This is a genomic window from Tepidiforma thermophila (assembly GCF_002563855.1).
Lineage (GTDB): Bacteria > Chloroflexota > Dehalococcoidia > Tepidiformales > Tepidiformaceae > Tepidiforma > Tepidiforma thermophila.
On the sequence record NZ_PDJQ01000001.1, the window covers coordinates 2,309,107 to 2,335,537 of the forward strand.

Consider the following 26,431-nt stretch of genomic DNA (forward strand, 5'->3'; position numbering starts at 1 on the left):
GGCTCCGGGTGGAAGTGCTCGACGTGCTGTCGGCGGATAGTGTAGCGGGCCGGCTGCCGGTGGCGAGATCAGCGCGCCGGCACCGCGCCGAAAGGGCTCGGCAGTGACCTATACTTGGCGGGTGCCCACCGGAAGCGAGGGGAAGCCGCGGCTTGTGGTGCTGGATTCGCACGGGATCCTGTACCGGGCGTTTTTTGCGTTCGCGAACTCCGACCGGCCGCTGATGACCTCGAAAGGCGAGCTGACGTTCGCCGTCCACGGCTATGCCGAGACGCTGATCCGGGTGCTCGACCAGCTTCGGCCGACGCACATCTGTGCGGCGTGGGATGCCGGCGGGAAGACGTTCCGGCACGAAGCGAGCGAGGCGTATAAGGCGACGCGGCGCGCGGCCCCGGACGAGCTGCTGCGGCAGATGGGCCGGGTGCGGGAGATGCTCGATGCGTTCGGCATCCCGATTTACGAGGTGCCGGGCTACGAGGCGGACGATGTTGCGGGGACGATTGCGACGAAGGCCGCGGCGCAGGGCATCGAGACCTACATCGCGACGCTTGATACCGACCTTGTGCAGCTCCTCGGCCCGAACATCAAGCTGTTCCTGTTCCGGCCGTTCCAGCGGGATACCGTGGAGTACGACGAAGCGAAGGCGGCCGAGCGATGGGGCTTCAGCCCGAAGTACATGGTTGATTTCAAGGCGCTGAAGGGCGACGCCAGCGACAACATCCAGGGCATTTACGGGATTGGGGAGAAGACGGCTGCCGAGCTCATCCGGCAGTTCGGGCCGATCGAGGCGATTTACGAGAACATCGAGCTCGTCCGGCCGGCGCTCAAGCAGAAGCTGCTCGAGGGGAAGGAGCTCGCCTTCCGCAATAAGGAGCTGGTGACGATCCACACAGACCTGCCGATCGAGTTCGACCTCGAGCAGTGCAGGGTCGGGGGCTTCGACCGGGAGCGGATTGCGGCGCTTTTCCGGGAGCTGGAATTCCGGGTTCTTGCGCAGCGGCTGGATGAGGTGCTCGGGTCGCGGACGACAGCGGCAGCGGCCGCCGCGGAGGCGGCGTACCGCGCAGTCGGGAGCCGGGCTGAACTGGAGGAGCTGGCGGCGACCCTGCGGGCTGCGGGGAGCTTCGCTGCGGCGGGAATTTCCACGGCCGGCGACAGCAGCCATCCGCTCCTCCTCGGGCTGGCGTTCGCGACCACCCCGGGGCAGGCGTGGTATGTGCCGGTCGGGCATGCACCGCGGATGGACGGCGAGACGCGGCAGGTGAAGCTCGACTATGTGCGCGAGGTGCTTGGGCCGGTGCTTGCGGACGAGGGGCTGGAGAAGACGGCGTACGGCGTGAAGTACCTGCTGCACATGCTCGACCGGAACGGGATGACGCTCGGGGGCGGCCGCTTTGACGTCAGCATCGCGGCGTTCCTGCTCGGGGAGACGTCGTCGTCCCTGAACGCGCTGGTCAATGAGCGGCTGGGCATCGAGCTGGTTTCGCTGCAATCGCTGACCGGGACCGGCCGGAATGCGACCGCGCTCTCGCAGGCGAGCATCGAGGCGGTGATGCCGTACGCGTGCCAGCAGGCGGATTTTGCGCTGCGGATGCGTGAGCCGCTGGCCGCGGAGCTCCGCGAGCGGGGCCAGTGGAAGCTGTTCGCCGAGATGGAGATGCCGCTCGTCGAGGTGCTCTACCGGATGGAGAATGTGGGCGTGGCGGTCGACCTTGCGGTGCTGCGGGAGGCATCGCGGCAGCTGGGCGAGGAGGCGGCACGGGTGGAGCGGGAGATTTATGCGATCGTCGGCCACGAGTTCAACATCGGGAGCCCGAAGCAGCTGAGCGACGTGCTCTTCGGTGAGCTGGGGCTGCCGAAAACGCGGAAGACGACGCAGGGCTACAGCACGGACCAGCGGTCCCTCGAGGGGCTGCGGCACCTGACGCCGATCATCGACCTGATTTTCCAGTACCGTGAGCTGACGAAGCTGAAGTCGACCTATGCGGACGCCCTGCCGGCGACGGTCGCGGAGGACGGGCGGATTCATACCGATTTCCAGCAGACCGTTGCGGCGACGGGGCGGCTGAGCAGCATCAACCCGAACCTGCAGAACATCCCGGTGCGGACCGAGACGGGCCGTGCCATCCGGAGAGCGTTCGTCGCGTCGTATTTCGATGACCCGTGGCTGGTTGGCGCGGACTACTCGCAGATCGAGCTGCGGATCCTTGCCCATGTTTCGGGTGACGAGGGGCTGATCCGCGCGTTCCTGAACGACGAGGACATCCACCGGGCCACAGCGGCGACGGTCTACGGGGTCGACCCCTCCGAAGTGACGCGGGAGATGCGGGACACGGCGAAGATGGTGAACTTCGGCATCGCCTACGGCATGGGCGAATTCGGGCTGGCCAGCCGGACGGGCATGACGCGGGACGCGGCGGAGCGGTTCATCGACACGTACTACCGGAACTACCCGGGCATCGCGCGGTGGCAGGACGAGACGCTCCGGTTTACGCGGGAGCACGGGTACGCGGAAACGCTGTTCGGGCGGCGGCGGTACCTGCCGGCGATCCTGAGCAATAACTACCAGGCGCGCGCCGCGGCCGAACGGGAAGCGATCAACATGCCGATCCAGGGGACAGCGGCCGACATCATCAAGGTGGCAATGATCCGCATCGACCGGGAGCTGCAGGAGCGGGGGCTGCGGAGCCGGATGATCCTGCAAATCCACGACGAGCTGATTTTCGAGTGCCCGGCGGATGAGGTGGAGGCGGTGCGGGAGCTGGCGGCGCGGGTGATGCCGGCAAGCATCGAGCTGAAGGTGCCGCTCAAGGTGGACCTGAAGCAGGGCCGCAACTGGGGCGAGATGGAGTAGGCCGGCCTATACTGCGCCGCACGATACCGGTTTGAACGAGGGAGTGCTGGCGATGGCTGATACTGGCGCCTACGACGGGATGCTTGCCGAGGTCACGAAAATCCCGGGATATGGCGGGCACTGGATTTCGGTGTATTTCGTGCGGCCGCTCGGGCCGGGGCCATTCCCCGGCGTGGTCTGGCTGCATCACATGCCCGGGTGGGACGAGTGGACCAAGGAGGCGGCGCGGAAGCTTGCATACCACGGGTTCATGGTCGCGGCGCCGGACCTGTACTGCCGGGCGGGGACGGGCGCACCTGAGGACGTCGCGGCGAAGGTTCGGGCCGAAGGCGGGGTGCCTGACGACCAGGTGGTGGGCGATGCGGCGGCCTGCCGGGATTTCCTGCGGGCGCTGCCGCAATCGAACGGGAAGGTGGGCGTGACGGGCACCTGCTCCGGCGGGCGGCACGCATACCTGGCTGCCTGCCGGGAGCGATTCGATGCCTGTGTCGACCTCTGGGGCGGCGGCGTGGTGATGCGGCCGGAGGACCTCACGGAGAAGCGGCCGGTTGCGCCAATCGACTACACAAAGGACCTCTCGTGCCCGCTGCTGGGGCTTTTCGGCGAGGAGGACCGGGCGCCTTCGCCGGAGCAGGTGCGGCAGCATGAGGAGGAGCTGAAGAAGTACGGGAAGACGTACGAGTTCCACATGTACGCTGGGGCCGGGCACGGCTTCTTCTATCACGACCGGCCGGCGGCCTACCGCGCCGAGGCGGCGGTCGACGGCTGGCGGAAGGTGCTCGACTTCTTCCGCCGGCACCTGGGCTGAGAACGGGGAGGGAGCGATGTGCTCGAACATTCTCATCCATGCCCCGCTCGAGGGGGCCGGGTTCGGCCGCAGGGGATGGTTCCCGGTCACGCGAGCGAACGTGACCTACGACCATCCGTTGCACCTGGACCTCGAACATGCGGTCACCGTCGATTTCGTCGACGAGGCGGGGGGCCTGGACGCGCGCATCGGCGTCGAGCTGACGGTGGCCTCAGCGCGTGCGCTGGCCGAGGCATTGCTGGCCGCGTGCGCCGAGGCAGAGGCGTACGAGACCGGGGCGGCGCAGACTAGATAGCCAGCGCCTCGCGCAGCCGCTCCGCGTCAAGGACTGCGGGCGGGCCCTCCATGGTGACGGAGCCGCTTTCGAGGACGTAGCAGTACTCGGCGTTCGCGAGGGCAACGAGCGAGAAGCGTGGCCGCCGGGCGGCGGGGCGGACCTCAGCCGCCGCCCAGGGCGGGGACGATGGTGACCTCGGCGCCGGGGGCGATGGCGTCGTGGAGGCCGAGCGGCAGGATTTCGCCATCGATTGCGAAGGCGAGCTCGGGCCGGAGGCGGCCGGCCTCGACGACGCGGGCGTAGAAGCCGGGACAGCGGGCGTCGATGGCGCGGAGCAGTTCGTCGATGGTGGCGGCGGCGACCTCAAGCTCCTGCGACCCCCCGCAGAGGCTGCGGAGGGTCGCAGGGATGGTGACGCGGGCCATCAGCCGGAGAGGCCGTTGAGCGCCTCGACGATGCGCCGGGGCGACATCGGCAGTTCGGTGAAGCGGTAGCCGGTGGCGTCGTAGATGGCGTTGGCGATGGCCGCGAGGGGCGGCACGATCGGCACTTCGCCGACGCCGCGGACGCCGTAGGGGTGGCCGGGGTTCGGCACCTCGACGAGGATGGTGTCGATCATGGGGACGTCGAGGGCGGTGGGCATCCGGTAGTCGAGGAAGCTTGCATTGAGCATGCGGCCCTGCTCATCGAAGACGTACTCCTCGTTGAGGGCCCAGCCGATGCCCTGGACGACGCCGCCCTGGATTTGGCCTTCGACGTAGGACGGGTGGATGGCGGTGCCGACATCCTGGACGGCGGTGTAGCGGAGGATGGTGACCTTGCCTGTCTCCGGGTCGACCTCGACGTCGACGATGTGGGTGCCGTAGGCGCCGCCGACGCCGCGGGCGACGAGGGATGCCTTGCCGGTGATCGGACCGCCGGTGCGGGCCGACTGGGCAGCGAGCTCCTTGAAGGTGAACTGGCGGCCGTCCTTCTTGCTGCGGATGATGCCGGCGTCGTACTCGACGTCCTCTTCGGCGAGGCCCCAGAGCTTTGCGGCGCGGGCGACCATTTCGCGGCGGATGGCCATCCCGGCTTCATAGACGGCCATGCCGGTCGCGAAGGTGGTGCGGCTGCCGCCGGTGACGTCGTTGTGGCCGATGGAGTCGGTATCGACGACGGAGGGGCGGATGCTCTCGTAGGGGATACCGAGGGTTTCGGCGAGCTGCATGGCGAGGGAGGCGCGGGTGCCCCCGATGTCGGTGGAGCCCTCGATCAGGTTGACCGTGCCGTCGGTGTTGACGGCGACGACGACGCTGGACTGCATACCGCCGTTGAACCAGTAGCCGGAGGCGACACCGCGGCCGCGGTAGGGACCTTCGATGGGCGAGCGGTAGTGGTCGGAGTTGAGGGCTGCTTCGACGCACTCCTCGTGACCGATGCGGGGAAAGGCGATGCCGTTGACCATCTTTGTGCCCTTGCGGGCCGAGTTGACCTTGCGAAAGACGAGCGGGTCGACCTTCTGGTGGCGGGCGAGCTCATCGATGACGCTTTCGATGGCGAAGGCGGCTGCGGGGGCGCCGGGGGCGCGGTAGGCGGCCGTTTTCGGCTTATTGACCACGACGTCGTAGGCGTCGATGACGAAGTTCTCGACGTTGTAGGGCGCGAGCATGGTCATCGAGCCGGCGCCGACGGAGGAGCCGGGGAAGGCACCGGCTTCGTAGAAGAGGCTGGCCTGGACGGCGGTCAGGCGGTCGCCTTTGGCGGCGGCTTTGACGCGGATGACGGTCCCGGAGGTCGGGCCGGTGGCTTCGAAGACCTCGGTCCGGGACATGACGATTTTGACGGGGCGCCCGCTCTTTTTCGACAGGAGGGCAGCGATCGGGTCGAGGTAGATGGGAATCTTGCCGCCGAAACCGCCGCCGATCTCCATGGGCACGACTTTGACCTGGGCGATGGGCTTGCGCAGGACTTCGGCGACGAGGTTGCGGACGGCGAAGGCGCCCTGGGTGCTCGTCCAGATCGTGAGGGTGCCGTCGGCGTTCCAGTTCGCGGTGGAGTTCTGGGGCTCGATGTAGCCCTGGTGCACCATTTTCGTGCGGAACTCGCGCTCGACGACGACATCCGCTTCGGCGAAGGCAGCCTCGACATCGCCGTCCTGGAACCGGTTGTAGCTCGCGACGTTGGACGGCTTTTCGCTCAGCTCGCCGGTCATCAGGGTCTTTGTGCGGCGGTTCTCATCGAGGAGGGGGGCGTCGTCGCGCATGGCGTCGAGGACATCGAGAACCGGCGGGAGCACCTCGTATTCGACGCGGATCAGCTCGAGGGCCTCCTCGGCGAGGTGGGGGCTGGTGGCGGCGACGGCGGCCACGGCGTGGCCGCGGTAGAGGACCTTCTGCGATGCGAGGATGTTCTCGGCGACTTCTCTGACGTTGACGGCGCTTTCCCCGAGCTCCTCGACGCGGTCAGCAGCGACGGGGAGGTCGGCGTGGGTGACAACCGCAAGGACGCCGGGGGCGCGCTCGGCCTCGGAGGTATCGATGCGGAGAATGCGGGCATGCGCGTGCGGGCTGCGGAGGATCTTGCCGTAGATCATGCCCGGCAGGCGGATATCGGCGCCGTAGAGGGCTTTGCCGGTGACTTTTTCGACGCCGTCGGGGCGGATGGGGCGGGTGCCGATGACGCGGTACTGGGGTTTTTCGACAGTGGTCACGAGCTGGCCTCCTGGAGCTGGCTGGCGGCGCGCTGGACGGCGCGGATGATCTTGTCGTAGCCGGTGCACCGGCAGAGGTTGCCGGCGAGCCAGAAGCGGATGCGGTGTTCGTCGGCGCCGGGTTCGCGGTCGAGCAGGGCTTTGGCCGCGATGATGAACCCGGGGGTGCAGATACCGCACTGGAGGGCGGCTTCTTCGAGGAAGGCCTGCTGGAGCGGGTGCAGCCGGTCGCCGTGGGCGATGCCTTCGATGGTCGTGATATCGGCGCCGTCGGCTTCGACGCCGAGGACGCAGCAGGAGTTGACGACCCGGCCGTTCATGATGACGGAGCAGGCGCCGCAGTTTCCGTTGTTGCAGCCTTCCTTGCTGCCGGTGAGGCCGAGTTCTTCGCGGAGGACTTCAAGGAGGCTCTGGCGCGGCTCGCAGAGGAAGTCGCGCTCTTCGCCGTTGATGCGTGCCTGGACGTAGGTGCGTTTCATGGGTGTGGTCGTGCTCCGGATGCTACTGGGCGCCGCGGATGCGGCGGAGGGCGTTTTCGAGGGCGCGGACGGTGAGGACACGGGCGAGGTGCCTGCGCTGGGCCACGCTGCCGCGCATGTCGTCGATGGGCCTGGCTGCGGCCCGGGCGGCTTCGCCGGCGGCGGCGAAGGCCTCGGCGCCGGGCTCGCGGCCGAGCAGGGCGTCGCGTGCGGCGGGCACGAAGATGGGCGTCGGGGCGACCGCGCCGAGGGCAACCCGCGCATCGGCGATGCGGCCGGCATCGTCGAGGGCGAGGTAGACGCCGGAGGAGGCCACGGCGATGTCCATTTCGTTGCGCGGGATGAAGCGGTGATAGAACGCGGCGCTCTGCGGCGGCAGCGGCGGGACCCGGATGGAGACGAGGATTTCGCCGGGCTGGAGGGCGTTCTGGCCGGGGCCGGTGAAGAAGTCGGCCACGGGCAGGGTGCGTTCGCCGGCGGGCCCGGCGATGCGGAGCGTTGCGCCGAGCGCCATCAGGGCGGGGGAGGAGTCGGCGGCCGGGCTGGCGTTGCAGAGGTTGCCGCCGAGGCTGGCGCGGGACTGGATGGCGATACCGCCGATGATCGATGCGGCGTCGACGAGGGCGGGGAAATCGCGCCGGACGACCGGGTGCTCGTAGATTTCGGCGAGGGGGACAGCGGCGCCGATTTCGAGGGCGCCCGAGGGCCCGACGGTGATCGAGGTGAGCTCGGGCACGTGCTTGAGGTCGATGAGCAGGTCGCAGGCGCGGCGGCCTTCGCGGAGCTGGACGATGACGTCGGTGCCGCCGGCGAGGAAGAGGGCGCGGCGGCCATTGCTGGCGAGGGCCAGGGCTTCCGCGAGGGAGCCCGGCCGGGCGTATTCGAATGCGTGCATGGACCTTCCCGGAGGAGGATGGAGCGGCCTCGGCCGCGTGGTTAGTGGGGATCATACGCCGGTCGCGCGATGGCGTGGTAACGGGACGCAATTCGCGGTAATGACAACTCCTCTAGAATGGCGCGGATGCCGAAGGTCGCCGTCCTCGTGGCACTCGTTGCGATCTTCGCGGCTGCGCTGGCCGCCGCGGTCTCGGACGGGGCGCCGGGGTTCGCGCAGGAGACTGGATGGTCGGTGACGGAGTTCACCGCGACCTACCGGGTGGAGCCGAGCGGCGACGTGCTGGTGGAAGAGCGGATTGCGGTGGATTTCCGCAACCTCGAGCGGCACGGGATTTACCGGGACCTCTTCGAGACGACCCGCTGCGGGCCGGCCGACCCGGACGCGGAGCAGCCGCTGCATCCGTGCCCGGAGGGGCAGGTGCGGAAGTGGGTGTACGAAGGCTTTGCGGTCGTCGATGCGGATGGGCGAGCGTTGAAGTTCAAGCGGGAATCGGCGCCGGGAACGATTCGGCTGCGGATCGGCGACCCGGACGTGACGGTCTCGGGGCGGCAGGTGTACGTCATCAGCTACCGGCTTTCGCGCGCCCTGGACGCCTACGCCAGCCACGATGAGCTGTACTGGAACGTGACGGGGCAGTGGCAGGTGCCGGTCGAGCGGGCGTCGGTGCGGGTCGTCCTGCCGGAGGGCGCGCGGCCGTTTACGCGGTGTTTCGTCGGCGCCGCACGTTCGCGGGAGAGATGCCCTGGGTCGGTGGCGGGGAGCACGGCGGAGTTCGTTTCGCGCCGGCTGGAGTACGGGGAGCAGCTGACCATCGTGGTCGGATGGCAGCCGGGCATCGTGACCGTGCCGCCGCCGAAGATTATTGACCCCGCGAGACCGGGGGACTACTTCGAGCTCGATGCGCTGGAGTGGGGCGGGTTCGCTTTCACCGCGGTTATGGGCGTGGCCGCGGCGCTGGCGCTCTGGTGGCGGCACGGGCGAGACCGGCAGTACCGGACGATCTACTACCTGACCGAGGATGCCTCGGAGGAGACGAAGCCGCTGTTCGGCGCTCCTCCGCTGGTCGTAGAGTACCTGCCGCCGGAGGAGCTGCGGCCGGCGCAGATGGGCGTGCTGCTCGACGAGCGGGCGGACACGCTGGACGTGACCGCGACGATCGTCGACCTCGCGGTGCGGGGCTACCTCCACATCACGGAAATCCCGAAGCGGGGCCTGCTCGGGAAGACGGACTGGGAGCTGGAGCGGCGAAAGGACGGGAGCGACCTGCTCCCCTACGAGAAGGCGCTGCTCGACGCGCTGTTCGCATCCGGGGACCGGGTGAAGGTCTCGGAGCTGAAGTATGCGTTCGCCGACGACCTGCAAAAGGTACAGAAGCTGATTTACGACGATGCGATGCAGCGGGGGTGGTTTGCGGTGCGTCCGGGCTCTTCGAAGGCGGCGGCAGGCACAGCGGCGGTCGGCTGGCTGCTGGGAGCGGTCGGCCTTGCGCTGCTGAGCGCGACGCTGCTCGGGCGGGGACTGCTGCCGCTGGGATTCGGGGCTGGCGGGATTGCGCTGCTGGTGCTGACGCCGTCGATGGCGCGGCGGACGGCGAAGGGGAGCGAGGTGCTGCGGCGGGTGCTGGGGTTTCGGCTGTACATCGAGACGGCGGAGAAACACCGGCAGGAGTTCAACGAGCAGGCGAACATTTTCGCGCGGTACCTGCCGTACGCCATTGTGTTCGGGTGCGTGGGGAAGTGGGCGCAGGCGTTCTCCGGCCTCGACGACCAGGTGCAGGCGTCGACGGCCGGCTGGTACACGGGCACGGGGATGTTCCAGGTGGCCGCGTTTTCGCAGGGACTCCAGGGGTTCAACAGCTCGGTGGGGTCGACGCTGGCGGCGACCCGGTCGAGCAGCGGGAGCGGGTTCGGCGGGGGCGGCGGCGCAGGCGGCGGCGGAGGCGGGGGCGGCGGGGCTCGTGGTGAGGGTTGCGGGGCCCGGTCGGCTGCTCTCCGGGGTGGTGTACGTGGGGCCGCTCGCGGGCTAACCGGCGCCGAGCCAGGCCCGCAGCTGGTGGGGGACGTTGGTGATGATGCCGGCGACACCGGCATCGACGAGCCGCTCCCAGTCGGCGGGGCTGTCGGCGGTCCAGCACCAGACGGTGACCTGGCGGCGCCGCGCGCGCAGGACGAGGTCGCGGGTGACGGCGTGGTGTTCGACCGAGATGGCCTGGGCGTTGCGCTTGAGGAGGCCGCCGAGGAGGCGTTCGATCCCATCGCCGGCGACGGGCGGGGAGATGATGGCGGCCGAGATGCGGGGCTCGAGCTCGCGGGCGCGGGCGACGATATCGGGCGAGAAGGAGTGAATCGCGGTCCACGACTCCGCGCCGTGGCGCCTGATGGTGTCGATGACCGCGTCGACGTTGCGTGCGTCCTGGTCGGGGTCGCCGGGGGTGGCCTTGAGCTCGCACATGATCGTGAGGCGGCCGTCGACGAGGTCGAGCACCTGCGCGAGGGTGGGCACGGGCTCGCCGTTGCCGGCATCTGCTGCCTGGAGCGCGGCGAGCGGAAGGTCGCGGACGCGGCCTTTGAGGTTGGTCGTTCGGTCGACGGTTTCGTCGTGCATGAGGACGGGGACGCCGTCGGCGCAGAGCTGGACGTCGATCTCCATGGCTTCGGCGCCGGCATCGAGGCAGGCACGGACGCCGGCGAGGGTGTTGGCGGGGGCTTCGCCGGCAGCGCCGGCATGACCGATGACGAGGACGAAGGGTTTTCTCATCGGCGCGAACTTTACCTGCAGAGCGGGGTAACGGAAAGCGAGCGCCGGGGTCAGGGGCTTTCGGATTCTTTCACGTGCCGGGCGGGGCGGCGGCGGGCCGCGAAGCCGGACGCGAAGGCGGCAAGCCGGCGGGCGCGTTCGAGCGCGGTGCGCGGGGTGAGCGGGCGCCGGGGGAGGGCCGCGAGGGCAGCGAGGGCGGTATCGAAGCCGGCCAGCACGGGGATACCGTGGCCGGGGAAGCCGGCTGGCGGGGCGATACCGGCAAACTCAGCGATGGACTGCAAGTAGCGGGCATCGTCGTGATTCGCCCAGCGGAGCGAACGGGTGAGTTCGCCGCCGTGGCTGATGACCAGGTCACCCACGAAGGCTGCGTTGAGGTGGTCGGCGATGAAGCAGAGCGAGCCGGGGGTATGGCCAGGCGTGGGGATGGCGCGGATTCCGGGGAGGACCTCCTGGGGTGTTTCGACCGCAACGGCTACCGGTGCGGGCGTGGGACGGCGGCGGAGGAAGGCAGCAGCGAGACGGAGCGGGTGGCTGCGGCCGATGCCGGAGCGGAGGACGAGCCGGCCATTGCGCAAGCGGCAGTCGCCGGCGCCGGCGATGACCGGGGCACCGGTGGCGGTGGCGACGGCGGCAGCGGCGCCGGCGTGGTCGCGGTGGCGGTGGGTGAGGAGGATGGCTTCGAGCGGGCGGCCGATGGATTCGAGGGCGCGGAGGATGGCGGGCGCGCTATCGGCGAAGCCCGTATCGACGAGGGCGACGCCGCCCGATGGGAGGGCGACGAGGAAGACGTTGGAGCCGCGGGTTCCGGTGAGCCACCAGACGCCGGGGAGGGGCTGTTCGGCGAAGGGGGCGGTCATGCGGTCATCGTAGCGGAGGGGCGTGAACGGGGTCAGCGGCGGCGGAAGGGGTCGGCGGCGTCGCGGAGGGCATCGCTGAACAGGTTCACGACGATAACCGTGACCGTAATGGCCAGCCCGGGCGCCACGATGACCCAGGGATGCGACTGGAAGTGCTGGCGGCCCTCTGCGACCATGGCGCCCCACTCGGGCGTCGGCGGAGCGACACCCAGGCCAAGGAAGGAGAATGCGGCGAGACCGAGGATGGTGGCACCAAGGTCGGTGGCTGCCACGACGGCGACCGGACCGGCGATGTTGGGGCCGAGGTGGCGGACGGCGATGCGGAGGGTGCCGGCACCGATGGCGCGGGCGGCGGTGACGTACGGTTTCTGGCGCTCGGCGATTACCAGGGACCGGTAAATGCGGGCGTACCAGGGCCAGCCGGTTGCGGTGAGGGCAAAGACGAGTGTCGTCCAGCCGGTACCGAAGACCCCGATGAGTCCGAGGGCGACGACGAGCGCCGGAAGGGCGAGGAGGCCATCGACGAGACGGGCAGCGAGGGTATCGACGATTCCCCCAATGACGGCGGCGAGGCTGCCGACGACGAGGCCGAGGAACGTTGAGCAGACAATAACGATGGCGGCGCTGACGAGGGAAAGCCGGGCGCCATGGAGCAACCGAGCGAGGAGGTCGCGGCCGAAGCCGTCGGTGCCGAGCGGATGTTCGAACGATGGGCCGGCGAAGCGATTCAGGAGGTTCGTCCGGTTCGGGTCGGTCGTCCACAGCTCGGGCCCAAGGGCCGCGCAGAGGAGGATCAGGGCGAGTATGGCTGCCCACCAGTACACGGGGTGCGGCCACCTACGGCGGAAGAGACGGAGGGCCGCCGGGCGGTGCCCGCCCGCGGCGCTGGAGATCATGCGGTGACCGTCCTTGCGGGGCGGACAGTCGGATCAAGAAGCCCACAGAGAATGTCGACGACCGTGTTCACGACGACGAGCGCGACGCTGGCGAAGAGGACGAATCCCAGGACGACAGGGACGTCGCCATTGAGGGCGGCCTGGACGCCCAGGCGGCCGACGCCGGGGTACGCGAACACCCATTCGACGACGGCCGCGCCGGCCAGCAGGGTCGCGAAGTCGAGGCCGATGACGGTAATTACGGGAACGAGGGCGTTCCGGACTGCATGACGGGTGACCACGAGCCGTTCGGGGAGGCCGCGGCCTCGCGCAACGGTCACATGGGGCAACGCCAGAGCTTCGATGACGGTAGCCCGAGTGACGCGGATGAGCATGGCCGAGGTACGCAACGCCAGGACCGCGACTGGCAGGACGAGACCGCGTGGTGAGAGGTCGGCGATGGCGGGAAGCCAGCGGAGCTCGGCGGCGAACAGCCAGATGGCGAGCAAGGAGAGCCAGAAACTGGGCATCGACGCCAGGACAAGGCTGAGCGTGCGAACCGCGGTATCGAGCGGGCCGCGCCGGGCCGCCGCAAGGACCCCGAGCGGGACCCCAAGGGCCGTGCTGATGGCGACCGTTGCGGCCGCGAGGGCAAATGACGCCGGGAAACGTTCGCGGATCAGTTTGGCGACGGGCTCGCGGTTGACGTAGGAGGTGCCGAGGTTGAGGCGGAGGGTATCGCTGAGCCAGGCGGCGTACTGTTCCCAGATCGGGCGGTCGAGACCGAGTTCCCCCCGCACTGCCTCGATCTCCCTGCTGGAGACGATTTCGCCACCGCGTTCGGCGGCGATGCGCTGGGCCGGGTCGCCGGGTGCCACCTTCAGGAGGCTGAAGGCGATGAGGCTGACCAGGACCAGCACGCCGGCCGCCTGCAGCACCCGGGACCCGACGAAGCGGACCATCAGCGCACGGCGAGCAGGATGCGGTTGTCGTAAACCTGCCAGATTTGCTCGGCTTCGCGGAAGCCGGCATCGAGCAGGGCGGCGCGATGGACCGTGAACGTTGTGTGGACGAGCTCGCGGGGGCTCGCGTCGTCTCTGCGCGAACCGATGGCGCGCTCGCGTTCGATGTTCCTCCAGCGGAAGCGGCGGTCGCGTTCCTCGAAGAGCTCGGCGAGTTCGGGGAGCTTGCGGAGCCCGGCCCACCAGCCTTCCCAGGTTTCGCTGCCGAGCTCGACCATGCGGCGCTCGTGAAGCTGGCGCATCGTTTCGGTGAGGCCGCGCAGGGCGGTGTCGCGCGGGGGGAAGCGCATCTGGTCGCCGTTCATGAATACGCCGCCAGGCCGGATTCGGGCGGCCAGTGCGCGGTAGAGTTCGATGATGTCGCCGGCATCGAGCCAGTGAATGGCCGTCGTTGACAGCACTGCGTCGAAGTTACCCGGCGGCAGCGCGTTGACCCAATCGGGATCTTTGACATTGGCCTCGAGCCAGGACAGCCGGCCACCGCCATCGCCATGTGCGGATTTGCCGATAGCGATCAGTACCGGGTCGAGGTCGAGGGCGACAACGGTTGCCTGCGGAAACCGCTGGAGGACGCGGGCGGAGATTGCCCCGGGGCCGGAGAGGAGGTCGAGGACACGCGGGGCGGGCCCGACTATGTGCTCGACGATATCGAGCATGACCTGGAAGCGGGTCTCGCGGAGGGGAATGTAGGTTTCCTGCTGGCGTTCCCAGCGGTCGTACCAGGGGCGGAGGTCGATGGGGGGCTGGGCGAGAGGAGTAAGGGTCATGGACGAGGCTCCGGGGCGGGCATTACCGTGACCGGTCGGTCGAGCGGCAGTTCGAAGTAGACGGTGCCCTCGTGGGCCAGGACTTCCACGCAGAGGCGGCGCCAAAGGGCCAGGGCGGCATGATTGGTGTCGTCGGTGTGGAGGGAGATGACGCGGTAGCGGCCGCCGGCCCACAGCCGGGCGAGCTCGACGAGCTGGAGGGCGATGCCGCGGCGGCGGAAGGCGGGTTCGACGGCGAGGCGGCCGAGCTCGCAGGTTGCGGCCCGGTCGTAGCGGCCGGCGAGGGGGCCTGATTGCGGTGAACGGTGCCGAATTGCAATAAACCCAATGACTCGCGCATTGTCGAGTGCGACAAAGCCGGCCTGGCGGTCGGAACCGAGGTACTCGGATTCCATGTTGCGGATGTCGGCATGCCAGCGAGCGACGACGCCTGGCCCGAACATCTCGGTGTAGACGCGGGTCACCAGATCCCGGGCCTGATCGACGTCTTCGGCCGCCAGCTGGCGAAAGAAGAACATGTTAACCTTCGAGCCTGATGTCCGGGGTGACCCGGTAGCTGTCGAGCGGGTGCGGGGTGAAGTTTTTGACTTTCTTCGCTGTCCCGACGACCTGCTTTGGGTTGAACAGGTAGACGATTGGGACATCATCCCGGAGCTGTTCCTGGATGGTTTTGAGCGCCTGCTGCCGGCGTCCTTCGTCGGAGGTCGAGATGTAGTCGTCGTAGGCGGAGTTGACGACCGGGTTGGAATACCGGTCTTTATTGCGCGAAGAGGGAACGTAGAGGAGCCCGATAGCCCGGCTGAGTTCGCCGAAACCGGCTGGCCCGATAGAGTACATCGCTGCCTGGAATGCGTTGTCGCCAATGGTTTTTTCGATGTCGGCCACTTTTTCGATGGACGCTTCCATACCGACGGCTTTAAGCATATCGACGGCGACGACTGCTGCCTGTTCGAGTTCAGCGCGCCCGGCGTAGGTGTTCAGTTTGAAGCTCAGGCGCTTTCCGTCCTTTGCGCGGATTCCATCGGCGGCGGGTTTCCAGCCGGCAGCATCGAGGACACGACGCGCTTCGGCGGGGTCAAACTTCTGGATGTTCAGGAGGCCTTTGTGTCCGATTGTGTCGGGAGCGAAGGCGTACGCGGGGGTGGCGGCACCCTCCATGATGCCTTTGACCATGGCCTCGCGGTCGATGGCGAGGGCGAAGGCGCGGCGGACTGCAACGTCGTCGAAGGGGGCGGCCCGCACGTTGAGGATTATCATGTGCTGGCGCGCCCAGGGGGCGACGTGCACCGTGAGGCCGGCCGATTTGAGCCGTTCGACGTCGGAGGGGAGGAGGGCCTGGGCGAGTTCGACGTCGCCGGACTGCAGGGCGAGCGAGCGAGCGTTCGTGTCGGCGACCTGGCGGAACTGGAGCGTTTTGATCCAGGGAGGGCCGCCACGGTAGCCCTCATACGCCTCGAGGGTCATGGCCTCGCGGGCGGTAAAGCCGGTGATCTTGAACGGCCCGGTGTAGAGGAACTGGTCCCCGGGGAGCGCCTTCTTGATCGCAAATGTGGCGTCGGCGAGGAACGCAGGAAGGAGCCCGAGCGGTTTTGGGGTCTTGATGGTGAGTTCGTAGCCGCTGGCGGTGAACTGGGTTTCCTTCGGGAGGCGGTCGGCGGTCGCGGGCTGTTTTTCGATGGTGCGGAGGAGGGAGTCACGGACGGCGGCGGCGTCGACCGGGGAGCCGTCCCAGAACGTCACGTCATCGCGGAGCGTAATTTTCCAGGTCAGGTCATCGAGGCGGTCGAAACGTGCGGCGATCCACGGCTCGAGGGCCAGCGTTGGACTGAAGCGCATGAGGCACTCGGCAGCACCGACGGCCTGGAGGTTGTAGGCAGCGCTTGCACCTGAGTCGGCATCGAGGGAGGCGGCGAGGAACGGCTCGGCGAAGCGCATCGTGCCGGTGCTTGGTCCGCGGCGGGCGGCTGTCGGTGTGGCAGCAGGTGCGGTGCCGGCCGTCCCCGGGGTCGGCCCGGCAGAGGATTCCTCATCGTCATCGCCGCAGGCAGCGCCGAGGGCGGGAAGGGCGAGGAAAGAGGTGGCCGCGATACCCTTAACGAATGTTCGACGGGAGATTGGCATGGATTTTCTCTCCAGCGAGGATAGATGAGACGATATATCAGTTTTGCGGGCGAGGACAACCGCGATCGCCAAGGCGCATGTGCAAACGCTTGCAGGAGCATTGACTTGCGTCAAGCGAGGCGGGAGCAATTTGCAGGGAGCGAAGCGGCTGTGCTAGAGTCCGGCGCGACGTCCGTTTGCGAACCCGGTGCGAATCCGGGGCTGTCCCGCAACTGTGATCCGCCCGACAGGGCGGTCAGCCAGGTCGCCAGCGGCGTCGGTGTCTAGCCCGCGGGGAAACGGGTGGTGGACACGTGGTTCGGCAGGCTGCCTTCCATGTGACGAGCCCACTGCCCCTCCAGCGAGAGGGGCTTTTCGTTGCCCGGGAGTTGCCGGGGACGAACCTCGCGGGTGCCCGACCGGTTTCGAACCGGGGGCACCCGCCCGTCATTCCGGAGTCTGCCGGCGGCGTGGCCGCTCCCTGCCCCGGGCGGAGGGAGAGGGATGAACGACACGGCCACGTCCCCGGCGGCCCCGGTTGAAGCTGCCGCCGTGCGGGGGAGACGCCCGGCGGCGCGCTTTGCAGCGGCGATGGTGCTGCTCGTGGCAGCCTGGGCTGGGGCGTCGGTTGCGGCGGTCGCGAACGGTCCGGTGCGCATCCCGCCATCGCACGTCGTGTCCGTGCTGGCCGCGCGGGCAGGCGTGGAGGTTGGCGCATTCGCCGAGCGGGAGCGGCTCGTCATCGAGCGGCTTCGGCTGCCGCGGGTCGTGCTGGCGACGCTGGCCGGCGCTTCGCTGGCGGCTGCCGGGGCGACCATGCAGGCGCTCTTTCGGAACCCGCTGGCAGACCCGGGCCTGCTCGGGGTGTCATCGGGGGCGGCGACCGGGGCTGTGGCGGCGATTGCGGCGGGACTGGGCGCGGCCTCTATCTGGCTGGTCAGCGGGGCCGCTTTTACCGGAGCGCTCGGGGCTGTGGGACTGGTGTACCTGCTCGGAGCGCCGGGTGGACGGCCCCACCCGGGGAGCCTGCTGCTCGCCGGCGTGGCGGTGAGCGCGTTTCTCGGCTCGGTCACGGCGGTGGTGATCGCGCTGGTACCGCCGGACGAGGCGCTGCGCGGCATCCTGTTCTGGCTGGCCGGGGGATTCAGCGGCGCATCGTGGGCGTATGTGCGGGTGGTTGCCTGGCCGATCGCGGCCGGGCTGTTCGTCCTCGGGCTGGCCGGGCGGCAGCTGAACCTGCTGTCCGTTTCGGACGAGGTGGCGGCGTCGAGCGGGGTCCAGCTCGGGCGGACGCGGGCGCTGCTGCTCGGGGCCGCGACGCTCGTGACTGCTGCTTCGGTGAGCGTGAGCGGGACGATCGGGTTTGTCGGGCTGGTGGTGCCGCACGTGCTGCGGCTCGTCCTGGGGCCGGACTACCGGCACCTGCTCCCGGCGTCGATGGTCGCGGGCGCCGCGGTGCTGGTTGGCGCCGATACGGTGGCGCGCACGGTGGTGCGCCCGGCGGAGCTGCAGGTCGGCATGGTGACGGCGCTCATCGGGGCGCCGGTGTTCGCGGTGATCCTGCTGCGACAGCGGTCGCGGCTGGCAATCCAACTTTGAACACCAGAGGAGGGAACATGTTTTCGAAACGACTGATCGTGAGGCGTCTGGCGCCGGCACTGCTGGCGACGCTGGCGATCGCCGCGTTCGTGCCGGCCTGCGGAGGCGACGACGACGATGAGGCGTCCACGTCTCCTCCGGCAACGGCGACAGCAGCGGTACCGGCGGCAACTCCGACGGAATCGCCTGCGAAGCGCATCGAAGCGCGGCTGACTGGTGTACCGGGCATTGTGAACCCGGCCAACCTTTCGTGGCCGCGGGAAGTGGAGGGGCTGAACGGCAGGCGGACGATCAAGGAGAAGCCGCTGAAGATCCACACCATGTCGGCGGGCATCGACGAGATTACGCTGTCGCTGGTTCCGATCGAGCGGATCGTCGGGGTCGGCTCGGCGACGAAGAACCCGGATACGTCGAGCTTTGCGACGCTGGTGAAGAATCTGCCGACGGTCGCGCGTGAACCGGAGGCGGTGATTGCGAGCGGGGCGAACCTCGTGATTGCGACGCCGACGCAGAAGGCGGACGTCGTTGCGGCGATCGAGAGCGCGGGAGTAACGGTCGTGCAGCTGAATCTCGACCCGACGCCGGCAGGGCGCCTGAATGCGATCCTGCTGCTGGGGTACATCTACGGGGAGGAAGAACGGGCCATAGCGCTTGCGGATGAAGTGGAGGCACGGTATCGGAAGGTCGTCGACGTGACCGGCAAGAAGCCGGACACCGAGAAGCCGGTGGTCGCCCACCTCACGAAGTACACCTCGCTCTACATGGCAGGCTCCGGGACTACGGGGGAGGGGGTCATCACCGCGGCCGGTGGCCGAAACGCGGGGACGCTGGGCGGCATCAAGGGGAACCAGCAGATTGGGCTCGAGGCGATCCTTTCGGCGAACCCGGACATCATCATCATCCCGATGCCGGCGGAGGCCGGCGAGAAGTTCAAGGCGGAGCTGATGGCTGAGCCGACGCTTGCGGGCGTGCCGGCGATTCAGAACGGGCGGGTGTACGTTGTTCCGCCGGCGCTGTACACGACGAACTCGTTTGCGAACGTCCGCGCGGTAGAGCACCTGGCCCACATTCTCTGGCCACGCGAGTTCCCTGTGGCAGACCCGCCCCAGTTCTCGCTAGCCGGCCAGGCCAGGTAGCGGGAGAGGACCGGTGGCGGCCCGCTTCGAGCTTGTCGCCGAGCAGGTTGGCTACCGCGCCGGCGGGCGGTGGCTCGTGCAGGACGCGACCCTGACCGTTGGGCCGGGCCAGGTCGTCGGCCTGGTCGGCCCGAACGGGGCGGGGCAATCGACGCTGGCGAGGCTGCTGGCCGGGCTTCTCCGCCCGGCCAGCGGCGCGGTCTGCCTTCTTGTCGAGGGCCGCCGCATTGATGGACGGCGGCGGGCGCGTGAGCTGGCGTACGTGCAGCAATCCATTCCGGAGGCGCCCGGCTTCACGGCCGGGGCCCTTGTGCTGATGGGCCGGTACCCGCACCGCGGCCCCTTCGAGCCCGAAGGGGCGGAGGACCGGGCAGCGGCTGCGCGGGCGATGGCGTGGACGGGCGTGCTCGGGCTGGCCGGGCGACGGGTTGATTCGCTTTCGGGCGGGGAGCGCCAGCGGGTGCTGATCGCGCGGGCGTTCGCGCAGGCGCGATGCGCGGTCATCCTCGACGAGCCGACCGCGTCGCTGGATGTGCGGCACCAGCTCGAACTGATGGCCCGGCTGCGCATGCTGGCCGGCGAGGGGATGGGGTTTGTGGTCGTCCTCCACGACCTCGAGATGGCGGCGCGCTGGTGCGATCAGTTGCTGCTGCTCGACCGGGGACGAGTCGCCGCGGCCGGGCCGCCGCCGGAGGTGCTCCAGCCGGAGCTGCTCGCGCAGGTGTATGGGCTGGCGGCACGGGTCGACTGGCAGGGTGCCGAGTGCCGCATTGCCTTCGAACTGCCCATGTTCGAAGCGGCAGGAGCCAAGGGAGGCAGGAGATGATCGAATCCGAGCACCAGCCGGTCAAGGGGCCGCGGAAGCGAAAAGGGCTGCTGATCGTCAACACCGGGAACGGCAAAGGGAAAACGACTGCCGCGCTGGGCATGGTGCTGCGGGCGTGGGGACGGGGGATGCCGGTCGAGGTGTACCAGTTCATCAAGCCGCCGACGGCGAACTTTGGGGAGCACCGGGCGGCGAAGCGTCTCGGCATCCCGGTGTACCCGCTGGGGGACGGATTTACCTGGAAGTCGAAGGACCCGGAGCGGACAAAGGCGCTGGCACTCGAGCAGTGGGATCGGGCGCGGGCCCGGCTGATTGATCCGGACCTCGCCGTGCTGGTGCTCGACGAGTTCACCTATCCCATGCATTACGGGTGGCTTGACCCGGCGGGGGTGGTGGCGGCGCTTCAGGGGCGGCGGCCGATGCTCCATGTGGTGGTGACGGGCCGCTATGCGCCGCCGGAGCTGGTGGAGGCGGCGGACCTGGTGACGGAGATGACACTTATCAAGCACCCCTACCGCGAGCAGGGGATCAAAGCTCAACCAGGAGTAGAGTTCTGATGCGCATCGACATCCCGGCATTCGACCAGGCGGCGGCTGAGGCCGCGCAGCACCGGCTCGACCGGCTGACGAAGCCGCAGGGGAGCCTCGGCCGGCTGGAGGAGCTGGCGGTACGGCTGGCCGGTATGACCGGAAACCCGCGCTGCCGCTTCGAACGGCGGACGGTGGTGGTGATGGCGGCCGACCACGGCGTGACCGAGGAAGCGGTTTCCGCCTTCCCGCAGGAGGTCACCGCCCAGATGGTGGCGAACTTCGCTGCAGGCGGAGCGGGCATTAACGTACTCGCGCGGCAGGCGCGCGCCCAGGTGGTGGTGGTGGACATGGGGGTGCGGACGCGGTCGGCAACGGGCGTGCTGGACCGGCGGCTCGGGCCGGGGACCCGGAACATGACGCGCGAACCGGCGATGTCCCGCGCCCAGGCGGAGGCGGCGGTTGCGGCCGGGCGGGAGCTTGCAGGCCAGCTCGCGGCGGGCGGAACCAGCATCCTGTTGACCGGCGAAATGGGCATCGGCAACACGACGGCGGCGAGTGCGGTGACTGCCGCGCTGACCGGACGGCCGGCGGCTGAGGTGACGGGCCGGGGGACTGGACTGGACCACGGCGCGCTCGCGCACAAGATTGCCGTGGTCGAACGGGCACTGGCGCTGCACCGGCCCGACCCGGCGGACCCGATCGGGGTGCTGTCGGCAGTGGGCGGTTTCGAGATTGCCGGCCTGGCGGGGCTGGTGCTGGGCGCGGCCGAGCGGCGGATTCCGGTCATCCTTGATGGATTCATCACGGGGTCGGCGGCGCTGGCAGCGTGCTCGCTGGCCCCGGCGGCGCGGGAGTACCTGATCGCCTCGCATCGTTCGGTGGAACCGGGGCACCGCATCATCCTGGAAGCGCTGGGACTCGAGCCGCTCCTGGACCTGGGGCTCCGGCTCGGCGAGGGGACCGGCGCCGCGCTGGCGCTGCAACTGGTCGATGCGGCAGTTGCGATCCGGGATGAGATGGCGGAGTTCGCGGAGGCCGGCGTTTCGGAGCGGCTGGACGGGTGAACGGGCTGCTGGCGGCGATCGGGCTGCTGAGCCGGCTGCCGGCAGGCGGGGCCTCATGGGCACCCGAGCGCGCTGCAGGCTGGGTCCCGGCCGTGGGGCTGCTCATCGGCGGGAGCGCGGCCGGCGTGACGTGGGCTGCGCACGCACTCCTGCCGCCGCTGCCAGCGGCGGCGATTGCGGTTGCGGCGTGGGCGGCTGTAACCGGCGGCCTCCACCTCGACGGCACGGCCGATGCTGCCGACGCTGCGCTGGTCGCGGCCCCGCGAGAGCGGCGGGTGGCGATCCTCGAAGACGTTCATCACGGGACGTATGGAGTGGCGGCTGTTGTCTTTGTTGTCATCCTCAAGGTGAGCTGCCTGGCCAGCCTGCCCGGGGGTACGGCGGCGGGGGCAGCGTTCGCTGCGGCTGCCGGGGCGCGGGGGTGGCTGCCGGCCGCGGCGCGGGCGTTTCCGCCCATGAGACAGACGGGGATGGGGGCTGCTTTCCGGGCAGGGTGCAGGTGGAGCGCGGTACTGACCGGCGCGGCTGCAGCCACCGCTGCAGGGGGTGCTGCGCTGGGGTGGTGGGGGATTGCGGCATCCGCAGCAGGGGCGGCAGCGATGCTGCTGGCCGGCTGGGGTCTCGGGCGGGCGTTCGGGGGCCTGAACGGCGACGCGTACGGCGCGTGCATCGAGCTGGGGGAGTGCGCGGTGCTGCTGGCGGCCGCGGGGCTGGCAGGACAACTGGATGCATGGACGGCATGGGAGGCCCTCCGATGATCCGGCGGCGCGCGGCGGTGCTGGGCGCGGCGGCCGTCGTCGACCTCGCGATGGGCGAGCTGCCGAACCGCTGGCACCCGGTTGCGCTGTTCGGCCGGGCCGCGGGCTGCTTCGACCGGTTGCTGACATCCGAGGGACGGCGAGATACAGCGACGCGCGGCGTACTTCTGACGGCGACGGCAGTCGGGCTGGCGCTTGGGGCCGCCATGGGAGTTGTGCGCGCGGCGTGGGGCCGCGGCGCGGCCGGTTTCGTGCTTGAGGCGCTGGCGCTGAAGCAGACCCTGGCCATCCGGGCGCTGTTTGGCCACGCCGGCAGGGTGGCGGATGCGGTGGAAGCCGGCGACCTCGCCGGGGCGCGCGCGGCGGCCGCGATGATGGTCAGCCGGCGGACGGATGACCTGCCGCCGGGGCTCGTCGCATCGGCGGCGATTGAGTCGCTGGCGGAAAACCTTTCGGACAGCGTGGTGGCGCCGGCGTGGTGGTACCTGGCGGCAGGGCTCCCGGGAGCGGCCGCGTACCGGGCGGTCAACGCGCTGGACGCGATGGTCGGCTACCGTTCGCGCGGGCGGTTCGGGATGGTGCCGGCCCGGCTCGACGATGTCCTGAACTGGCTGCCGGCGCGGCTGACAGCCGCTTCGCTCGTGCTGGTGCGGCCGCTGCCCGGGGCCCGGCAGGTGCGACGGCTGGTGCGCGATGCGCGATCAACGTCGAGCCCAAACGCGGGGTGGCCGATGGCAGCGATGGCGCACGTCCTCGGCGTGCGGCTGGAGAAGCTGGAACATCATGTCCTCCATGGAGCGGGCCGCGAGCCGGGGGCTGCGGATATCCGGAGGGCGCAGCGGACGGGCGCACTGGCGCTGGCAGCCATGGCGCTGGCCGGGGCGACGATGTGCTGGAGGATTGACGGATGAGCGGGCGAGTGGTCCACGGCGGGGTGACTGAGGCGGAGCTGGCCGCTGCTGCGGCTGCGGGCATCGAGCTTGTCGACCTGAGCGCGAGCCTGAACCCGTACGGCCCGCACCCGGCGGTGGCCGCAGCGGCTGCGAACGCGACGATCGGCCGGTACCCCGAGCCGGACGCTGCAGGATTGCGCCGCGCGTGGGCGGACCGGTTCGGGCTGGAGCCCGGGCAGCTGCTGGCGGGCAACGGCACGAGTGAGCTGATCTATCTCCTTTGCCGGGCGTTTGCCGGGGATGGCGGTTGCCTCATCTTCGGGCCGACGTTCGGGGAGTATGCCGCGGCAGCGCGGGCTGCTGGCATGTCCGCGGTGGAGGCACCCTACCCTGCACGCGGCGGCGACGCGGGGCGGCTGTTCGCAGAGCTGCGGCCTTCGATTGCCTTCCTCTGCAACCCCAACAACCCGACCGGCGAACTGTGCTCGCGGGAGCAGGTTGAGCAGCTTCGCCGGGCAGCACAGGCCGCGGGAGGGCGGCTGGTGGTGGACGAAGCGTACATGCCGTTCGCGTGGCCGGAGGATGAGCGCGTGCAGCCGGCGTCGGGGCTGCTGGTGCTACGTTCGCTGACGAAGGTCCACGCGGTGCCCGGGCTCCGGCTGGGCTTCCTGCTCGGAACGCCGGGTGACATCGAACGGGTTTCGGCGCAGCAGCCGCCGTGGTCGGTGAGCGCGCCGGCGGCAGCGGCCGGGATGGCGGCGCTTGAGCTGGAAGAGTTCTGCCGGGAGAGCATACGGAGGGTCGCGGCGACGCGTGCGTTTCTGCTCGACGCGCTCGAGCGGTCGGGGTTCGCCGTTCGCCCCTCGCTGGCGAACTTCCTGCTGGTGCGGGCAGGCGACGGCGCGGCGTTCAGGGCGCAGCTGCTCATGCGGGGGTTCGTTATCCGGGACTGCGCGTCGTTCGGGTTGCCGGAGTGGGTGCGGGTGGCTATCCCGCACGAGCGGCACGCCGAGCGGCTGGTGCATGCCATGGTGGAGGTACGGCGATGTCTCGCGGGGGAGTCCTGATGGTGCAGGGAACGGCTTCGTCGGCGGGGAAAAGCCTGCTGGTGACGGGGCTGTGCCGGCTGTTCGCACGGCGGGGCGTGCGCGTTGCCCCGTTCAAGGCGCAGAACATGTCGAACAACGCGGCAGTGGTGCCCGGCGGGGGCGAAATCGGGCGGGCGCAGTACGTGCAGGCGCTGGCGGCGCGGGCGTTGCCCCGGGTGGAGATGAACCCGGTGCTGCTGAAGCCGGAGGGGAACCTGCGGTCGCAGGTCGTGGTGCTCGGGCGGCCGATCGGAACACTGCATGCGGCCGCCTACCAGGAGGCGAAGGCGCGCATCTGGGACGACGTGGCGCGTTCGCTCGACCTGCTCCGCGAGGAGTTCGAGCTCGTCATCATCGAAGGGGCCGGGAGCCCGGCGGAGATCAACCTGAAGGCGCGGGACATCTCGAATATGCGGGTGGCGAGGTACGCGGGAGCGCCGGTGCTGGTTGTCGGTGACATTGACCGGGGCGGCGTATTCGCACACCTGTACGGGACGTACCACCTGCTGGAACCGGATGAGCAGGCGCTGGTGAAGGGGTTCGTGATTAACAAGCTGCGGGGGGACCCCTCGCTGCTGGAGCCGGGGCTGCAGGAGATCGAGCGGCTGACCGGGGTGCCGGTCGTTGGGGTGATTCCGTGGATTCGCGAGCCGGGCATCCCGGAGGAGGATTCGGTTGCGCTCGACCGGCGGCGGGATACGCACGGCCCATTCCGCGGGATCGATGTGGCGGTGATCCGGCTGCCGCGGATCGCGAACTTCGATGATTTCGACCCGCTCGAACGGGAGCCCGACGTGCGGGTGCGGTACGCCGGGCAGCCGGACCAGCTCGCGGACCCGGACCTCGTTATTGTCCCGGGCACAAAGGCGACCCGGGACGACCTTGCGTGGCTGCGAGCCGAGGGGTTCGATGCGGCGCTGGGACGGCTGCGGGCTGCGGGCGTGCCGGTGATCGCCATCTGCGGGGGCTTTCAGATGCTCGGCGAGGCTGTCGAGGACCCGGAGGGCATCGAAGGATCACCGGGGTCGGCGGAGGGACTGGGCTGGCTGCGGTGTCGGACCCGGTTTAGGCGGGGGAAGGTTACCCGCCTGAGCCGGGTCCGCCTGGAGGGCGGGCCAGGACTGCTGAGCGGGTGTGCGGGACTTGAGGTCGAGGGGTACGAGATCCATGCCGGGGCGACGGCCATCGACGGCGAACCGGCGGCCTGGACCGCTGATGGCGAGGCGATCGGGGCTGCCTCGGACGATGGGCTGGTCTTCGGGTGGTATGTCCACGGGGCCTTTCGGGATCGGGAGTTCAGGGCGCGGCTGCTAAGGAACGTGGCGCGCCTCCGCGGGAAGCCGTTTGCACCGGGTGAGGCGGAAAACGAGGATGCGGCCTTCGACCGGCTGGCCGACGTGCTGGAGTCGTCGCTGGACATCGAGCGGGTCGCTTCGTGGGCGCTGGCGGGGGCGGGGTGATGGGCCGGCTGACGCTGGTGACGGGCGGGGCGCGGAGCGGCAAGAGCCGGTACGCCGAGGAGCTGGCGGCTGCGACGGGGGTGCCAGTGGTGTATCTGGCGACGATGGAGGCGACCGACGAGGAGACGGCGGCGCGGGTGGCGGCCCACCGGGCACGCCGGCCGGCGCGATGGGCCACCGTGGAGGAGCCGCTCGACCTGGCGGGCGCCGTTGCAGCGGCCGAGGCCGAAGCGACGGTGCTGGTGGAGTGCCTTGCGACGTGGTGCGGGAACGTGTTCTGGCGGGCGGGGCTGGACGATGGTGCGCCGGCAGGCCTGTGGGAGGGGCTGGTGGAGCGGGTCGTCGCGGAAGCCAGGGAGCTTGCGGCGGTTGCGCTGGCGCGGACCGGCGAGACCGTCGTTGTGACGAATGAGGTTGGCTGGGGGATTGTGCCGGTCGGCCGGCTGACGCGGTACTACCGCGATGCGCTGGGACTGGCGAACCAGGCGATTGGGCGGGAAGCGGAGCGGGTGGTGCTGGTGGTGGCGGGGAGAGCAATTGTGCTGGGGAGCTGAGTGGGGTTGTGCCGGGTGGGGGGATGCGGGGACGTGGGCGACGACGCGGCGGAGCGGGTGCTGGCGGTGCAGGGGAGATCCCGGGTGGGAGGCCGCCGGAACGGCGGGTGACGTTCGAACGGGGTTCCGCAAGG

24 protein-coding genes, 1 pseudogene and 1 riboswitch are annotated in these 26,431 nt (G+C 69.6%); of the genes and pseudogenes, 14 read left to right on the plus strand and 11 right to left on the minus strand.

Annotated features, from left to right (window positions below; all coding sequences use genetic code 11):
* Window positions 1-121: 121 nt before the first annotated feature.
* Genes polA through A9A59_RS11310 form a run of 3 tightly spaced genes read left to right on the plus strand, consistent with a single transcriptional unit; the run spans window position 122 to window position 3,957 of the window.
* Entirely contained in the window at window positions 122-2,854 is a 2,733-nt protein-coding gene (polA, locus tag A9A59_RS11300; protein WP_165772688.1) for a DNA polymerase I, read from the plus strand.
* Window positions 2,855-2,906: 52 nt separating this feature from the next.
* Complete coding sequence (locus A9A59_RS11305) at window positions 2,907-3,662, plus strand: dienelactone hydrolase family protein (protein ID WP_098504883.1); 756 nt, start codon at window positions 2,907-2,909, stop codon at window positions 3,660-3,662.
* A gap of 16 nt (window positions 3,663-3,678) precedes the next feature.
* Window positions 3,679-3,957 carry a DUF6295 family protein gene (locus A9A59_RS11310; RefSeq protein WP_098504365.1) on the plus strand — a complete coding sequence of 93 codons (279 nt, stop codon included), beginning with the start codon at window positions 3,679-3,681 and terminating at the stop codon, window positions 3,955-3,957.
* 143 nt (window positions 3,958-4,100) lie between these two features.
* Here the strand turns inward: A9A59_RS11310 and A9A59_RS11315 are convergent, their stop codons facing one another.
* Genes A9A59_RS11315 through A9A59_RS11330 form a run of 4 tightly spaced genes read right to left on the minus strand, consistent with a single transcriptional unit; the run spans window position 4,101 to window position 8,005 of the window.
* Entirely contained in the window at window positions 4,101-4,364 is a 264-nt protein-coding gene (locus tag A9A59_RS11315; protein WP_098504366.1) for a MoaD/ThiS family protein, read from the minus strand.
* Entirely contained in the window at window positions 4,364-6,631 is a 2,268-nt protein-coding gene (locus A9A59_RS11320) for a xanthine dehydrogenase family protein molybdopterin-binding subunit (protein ID WP_098504367.1), read from the minus strand. Before A9A59_RS11320 ends, A9A59_RS11315 begins: the two co-directional genes overlap by 1 nt.
* Window positions 6,628-7,110 (minus strand): (2Fe-2S)-binding protein, encoded by a 483-nt coding sequence (locus A9A59_RS11325; protein WP_098504368.1) that lies wholly within the window; start codon window positions 7,108-7,110, stop codon window positions 6,628-6,630. The genes A9A59_RS11320 and A9A59_RS11325 overlap by 4 nt, the downstream gene beginning before the upstream one ends.
* A 22-nt stretch (window positions 7,111-7,132) precedes the next feature.
* The gene (locus A9A59_RS11330; RefSeq protein WP_098504369.1) at window positions 7,133-8,005 is read right to left on the minus strand and encodes an FAD binding domain-containing protein; all 873 of its coding nucleotides are present in this window, start codon (window positions 8,003-8,005) and stop codon (window positions 7,133-7,135) included.
* Window positions 8,006-8,131: 126 nt separating this feature from the next.
* On the opposite strand from A9A59_RS11330, the pseudogene A9A59_RS14345 reads away from it, so the two are divergent.
* Window positions 8,132-9,748, plus strand: a pseudogene (locus A9A59_RS14345) (DUF2207 domain-containing protein); the annotation flags it as partial.
* A gap of 282 nt (window positions 9,749-10,030) precedes the next feature.
* Here A9A59_RS14345 and A9A59_RS14480 read toward each other — a convergent pair.
* The 7 genes from A9A59_RS14480 to A9A59_RS11365 all read right to left on the minus strand — a co-directional run bounded on the left by A9A59_RS14480 (window position 10,031) and on the right by A9A59_RS11365 (window position 16,410).
* Window positions 10,031-10,765, minus strand: coding sequence for a glycerophosphodiester phosphodiesterase (locus A9A59_RS14480; protein WP_165772750.1), 735 nt, complete (start codon window positions 10,763-10,765; stop codon window positions 10,031-10,033).
* A gap of 50 nt (window positions 10,766-10,815) precedes the next feature.
* Window positions 10,816-11,625, minus strand: coding sequence for an MBL fold metallo-hydrolase (locus tag A9A59_RS11340; protein ID WP_098504371.1), 810 nt, complete (start codon window positions 11,623-11,625; stop codon window positions 10,816-10,818).
* Window positions 11,626-11,657: 32 nt separating this feature from the next.
* Entirely contained in the window at window positions 11,658-12,449 is a 792-nt protein-coding gene (locus tag A9A59_RS11345) for an ABC transporter permease (RefSeq protein WP_165772689.1), read from the minus strand.
* Between the two features lie 68 nt (window positions 12,450-12,517).
* Window positions 12,518-13,462 carry an ABC transporter permease gene (locus A9A59_RS11350; protein WP_098504373.1) on the minus strand — a complete coding sequence of 315 codons (945 nt, stop codon included), beginning with the start codon at window positions 13,460-13,462 and terminating at the stop codon, window positions 12,518-12,520.
* Window positions 13,462-14,289, minus strand: coding sequence for a class I SAM-dependent methyltransferase (locus A9A59_RS11355; protein ID WP_098504374.1), 828 nt, complete (start codon window positions 14,287-14,289; stop codon window positions 13,462-13,464). The genes A9A59_RS11350 and A9A59_RS11355 overlap by 1 nt, the downstream gene beginning before the upstream one ends.
* Window positions 14,286-14,807, minus strand: a complete 522-nt coding sequence (locus A9A59_RS11360) for a GNAT family N-acetyltransferase (RefSeq protein ID WP_165772690.1) — start codon at window positions 14,805-14,807, stop codon at window positions 14,286-14,288. Before A9A59_RS11360 ends, A9A59_RS11355 begins: the two co-directional genes overlap by 4 nt.
* 1 nt (window position 14,808) lies before the next feature.
* Window positions 14,809-16,410: an ABC transporter substrate-binding protein gene (locus A9A59_RS11365; RefSeq protein ID WP_098504376.1), complete on the minus strand. Its 1,602-nt coding sequence runs from the start codon at window positions 16,408-16,410 to the stop codon at window positions 14,809-14,811.
* 151 nt (window positions 16,411-16,561) lie between these two features.
* A riboswitch (cobalamin riboswitch) is annotated at window positions 16,562-16,678 on the plus strand.
* A 215-nt stretch (window positions 16,679-16,893) separates the two neighbouring features.
* On the opposite strand from A9A59_RS11365, the gene A9A59_RS11370 reads away from it, so the two are divergent.
* Genes A9A59_RS11370 through cobU form a run of 10 tightly spaced genes read left to right on the plus strand, consistent with a single transcriptional unit; the run spans window position 16,894 to window position 26,297 of the window.
* Window positions 16,894-17,988: a FecCD family ABC transporter permease gene (locus tag A9A59_RS11370; RefSeq protein WP_098504377.1), complete on the plus strand. Its 1,095-nt coding sequence runs from the start codon at window positions 16,894-16,896 to the stop codon at window positions 17,986-17,988.
* A gap of 17 nt (window positions 17,989-18,005) precedes the next feature.
* A complete protein-coding gene (locus A9A59_RS11375) occupies window positions 18,006-19,124 on the plus strand; it encodes an ABC transporter substrate-binding protein (protein WP_098504378.1) in 1,119 nt (372 codons plus the stop codon).
* 13 nt (window positions 19,125-19,137) lie between these two features.
* Window positions 19,138-19,950, plus strand: coding sequence for an ABC transporter ATP-binding protein (locus A9A59_RS11380; protein WP_098504379.1), 813 nt, complete (start codon window positions 19,138-19,140; stop codon window positions 19,948-19,950).
* A complete protein-coding gene (cobO, locus tag A9A59_RS11385) occupies window positions 19,947-20,507 on the plus strand; it encodes a cob(I)yrinic acid a,c-diamide adenosyltransferase (RefSeq protein WP_098504380.1) in 561 nt (186 codons plus the stop codon). The genes A9A59_RS11380 and cobO overlap by 4 nt, the downstream gene beginning before the upstream one ends.
* Window positions 20,507-21,544 (plus strand): nicotinate-nucleotide--dimethylbenzimidazole phosphoribosyltransferase, encoded by a 1,038-nt coding sequence (gene cobT, locus A9A59_RS11390; protein WP_098504381.1) that lies wholly within the window; start codon window positions 20,507-20,509, stop codon window positions 21,542-21,544. The genes cobO and cobT overlap by 1 nt, the downstream gene beginning before the upstream one ends.
* Complete coding sequence (gene cobS, locus A9A59_RS11395) at window positions 21,541-22,302, plus strand: adenosylcobinamide-GDP ribazoletransferase (RefSeq protein WP_098504382.1); 762 nt, start codon at window positions 21,541-21,543, stop codon at window positions 22,300-22,302. Before cobT ends, cobS begins: the two co-directional genes overlap by 4 nt.
* Complete coding sequence (cbiB, locus tag A9A59_RS11400; protein ID WP_165772691.1) at window positions 22,299-23,213, plus strand: adenosylcobinamide-phosphate synthase CbiB; 915 nt, start codon at window positions 22,299-22,301, stop codon at window positions 23,211-23,213. The genes cobS and cbiB overlap by 4 nt, the downstream gene beginning before the upstream one ends.
* The gene (locus A9A59_RS11405) at window positions 23,210-24,262 is read left to right on the plus strand and encodes a pyridoxal phosphate-dependent aminotransferase (RefSeq protein ID WP_098504384.1); all 1,053 of its coding nucleotides are present in this window, start codon (window positions 23,210-23,212) and stop codon (window positions 24,260-24,262) included. The genes cbiB and A9A59_RS11405 overlap by 4 nt, the downstream gene beginning before the upstream one ends.
* Window positions 24,241-25,743, plus strand: a complete 1,503-nt coding sequence (locus A9A59_RS11410) for a cobyric acid synthase (protein ID WP_278286893.1) — start codon at window positions 24,241-24,243, stop codon at window positions 25,741-25,743. Before A9A59_RS11405 ends, A9A59_RS11410 begins: the two co-directional genes overlap by 22 nt.
* On the plus strand, window positions 25,743-26,297 hold the full coding sequence (cobU, locus tag A9A59_RS11415; RefSeq protein WP_098504884.1) for a bifunctional adenosylcobinamide kinase/adenosylcobinamide-phosphate guanylyltransferase: 555 nt from the start codon (window positions 25,743-25,745) through the stop codon (window positions 26,295-26,297). Before A9A59_RS11410 ends, cobU begins: the two co-directional genes overlap by 1 nt.
* Window positions 26,298-26,431: the final 134 nt, after the last annotated feature.

Coding starts and splice junctions, on each gene's coding strand:
- A9A59_RS11305 (WP_098504883.1), top strand. CDS start 2,907: ATGGCTGATACTGGCGCCTACGACGGGATGCTTGCCGAGGTCACGAAA.
- A9A59_RS11310 (WP_098504365.1), top strand. CDS start 3,679: ATGTGCTCGAACATTCTCATCCATGCCCCGCTCGAGGGGGCCGGGTTC.
- A9A59_RS11315 (WP_098504366.1), bottom strand. CDS start 4,364: ATGGCCCGCGTCACCATCCCTGCGACCCTCCGCAGCCTCTGCGGGGGG.
- A9A59_RS11325 (WP_098504368.1), bottom strand. CDS start 7,110: ATGAAACGCACCTACGTCCAGGCACGCATCAACGGCGAAGAGCGCGAC.
- A9A59_RS11330 (WP_098504369.1), bottom strand. CDS start 8,005: ATGCACGCATTCGAATACGCCCGGCCGGGCTCCCTCGCGGAAGCCCTG.
- A9A59_RS14480 (WP_165772750.1), bottom strand. CDS start 10,765: ATGAGAAAACCCTTCGTCCTCGTCATCGGTCATGCCGGCGCTGCCGGC.
- A9A59_RS11340 (WP_098504371.1), bottom strand. CDS start 11,625: ATGACCGCCCCCTTCGCCGAACAGCCCCTCCCCGGCGTCTGGTGGCTC.
- A9A59_RS11350 (WP_098504373.1), bottom strand. CDS start 13,462: ATGGTCCGCTTCGTCGGGTCCCGGGTGCTGCAGGCGGCCGGCGTGCTG.
- A9A59_RS11355 (WP_098504374.1), bottom strand. CDS start 14,289: ATGACCCTTACTCCTCTCGCCCAGCCCCCCATCGACCTCCGCCCCTGG.
- A9A59_RS11360 (WP_165772690.1), bottom strand. CDS start 14,807: ATGTTCTTCTTTCGCCAGCTGGCGGCCGAAGACGTCGATCAGGCCCGG.
- A9A59_RS11365 (WP_098504376.1), bottom strand. CDS start 16,410: ATGCCAATCTCCCGTCGAACATTCGTTAAGGGTATCGCGGCCACCTCT.
- A9A59_RS11370 (WP_098504377.1), top strand. CDS start 16,894: ATGAACGACACGGCCACGTCCCCGGCGGCCCCGGTTGAAGCTGCCGCC.
- A9A59_RS11375 (WP_098504378.1), top strand. CDS start 18,006: ATGTTTTCGAAACGACTGATCGTGAGGCGTCTGGCGCCGGCACTGCTG.
- cobO (WP_098504380.1), top strand. CDS start 19,947: ATGATCGAATCCGAGCACCAGCCGGTCAAGGGGCCGCGGAAGCGAAAA.
- cobT (WP_098504381.1), top strand. CDS start 20,507: ATGCGCATCGACATCCCGGCATTCGACCAGGCGGCGGCTGAGGCCGCG.
- cbiB (WP_165772691.1), top strand. CDS start 22,299: ATGATCCGGCGGCGCGCGGCGGTGCTGGGCGCGGCGGCCGTCGTCGAC.
- A9A59_RS11405 (WP_098504384.1), top strand. CDS start 23,210: ATGAGCGGGCGAGTGGTCCACGGCGGGGTGACTGAGGCGGAGCTGGCC.
- A9A59_RS11410 (WP_278286893.1), top strand. CDS start 24,241: ATGTCTCGCGGGGGAGTCCTGATGGTGCAGGGAACGGCTTCGTCGGCG.
- cobU (WP_098504884.1), top strand. CDS start 25,743: ATGGGCCGGCTGACGCTGGTGACGGGCGGGGCGCGGAGCGGCAAGAGC.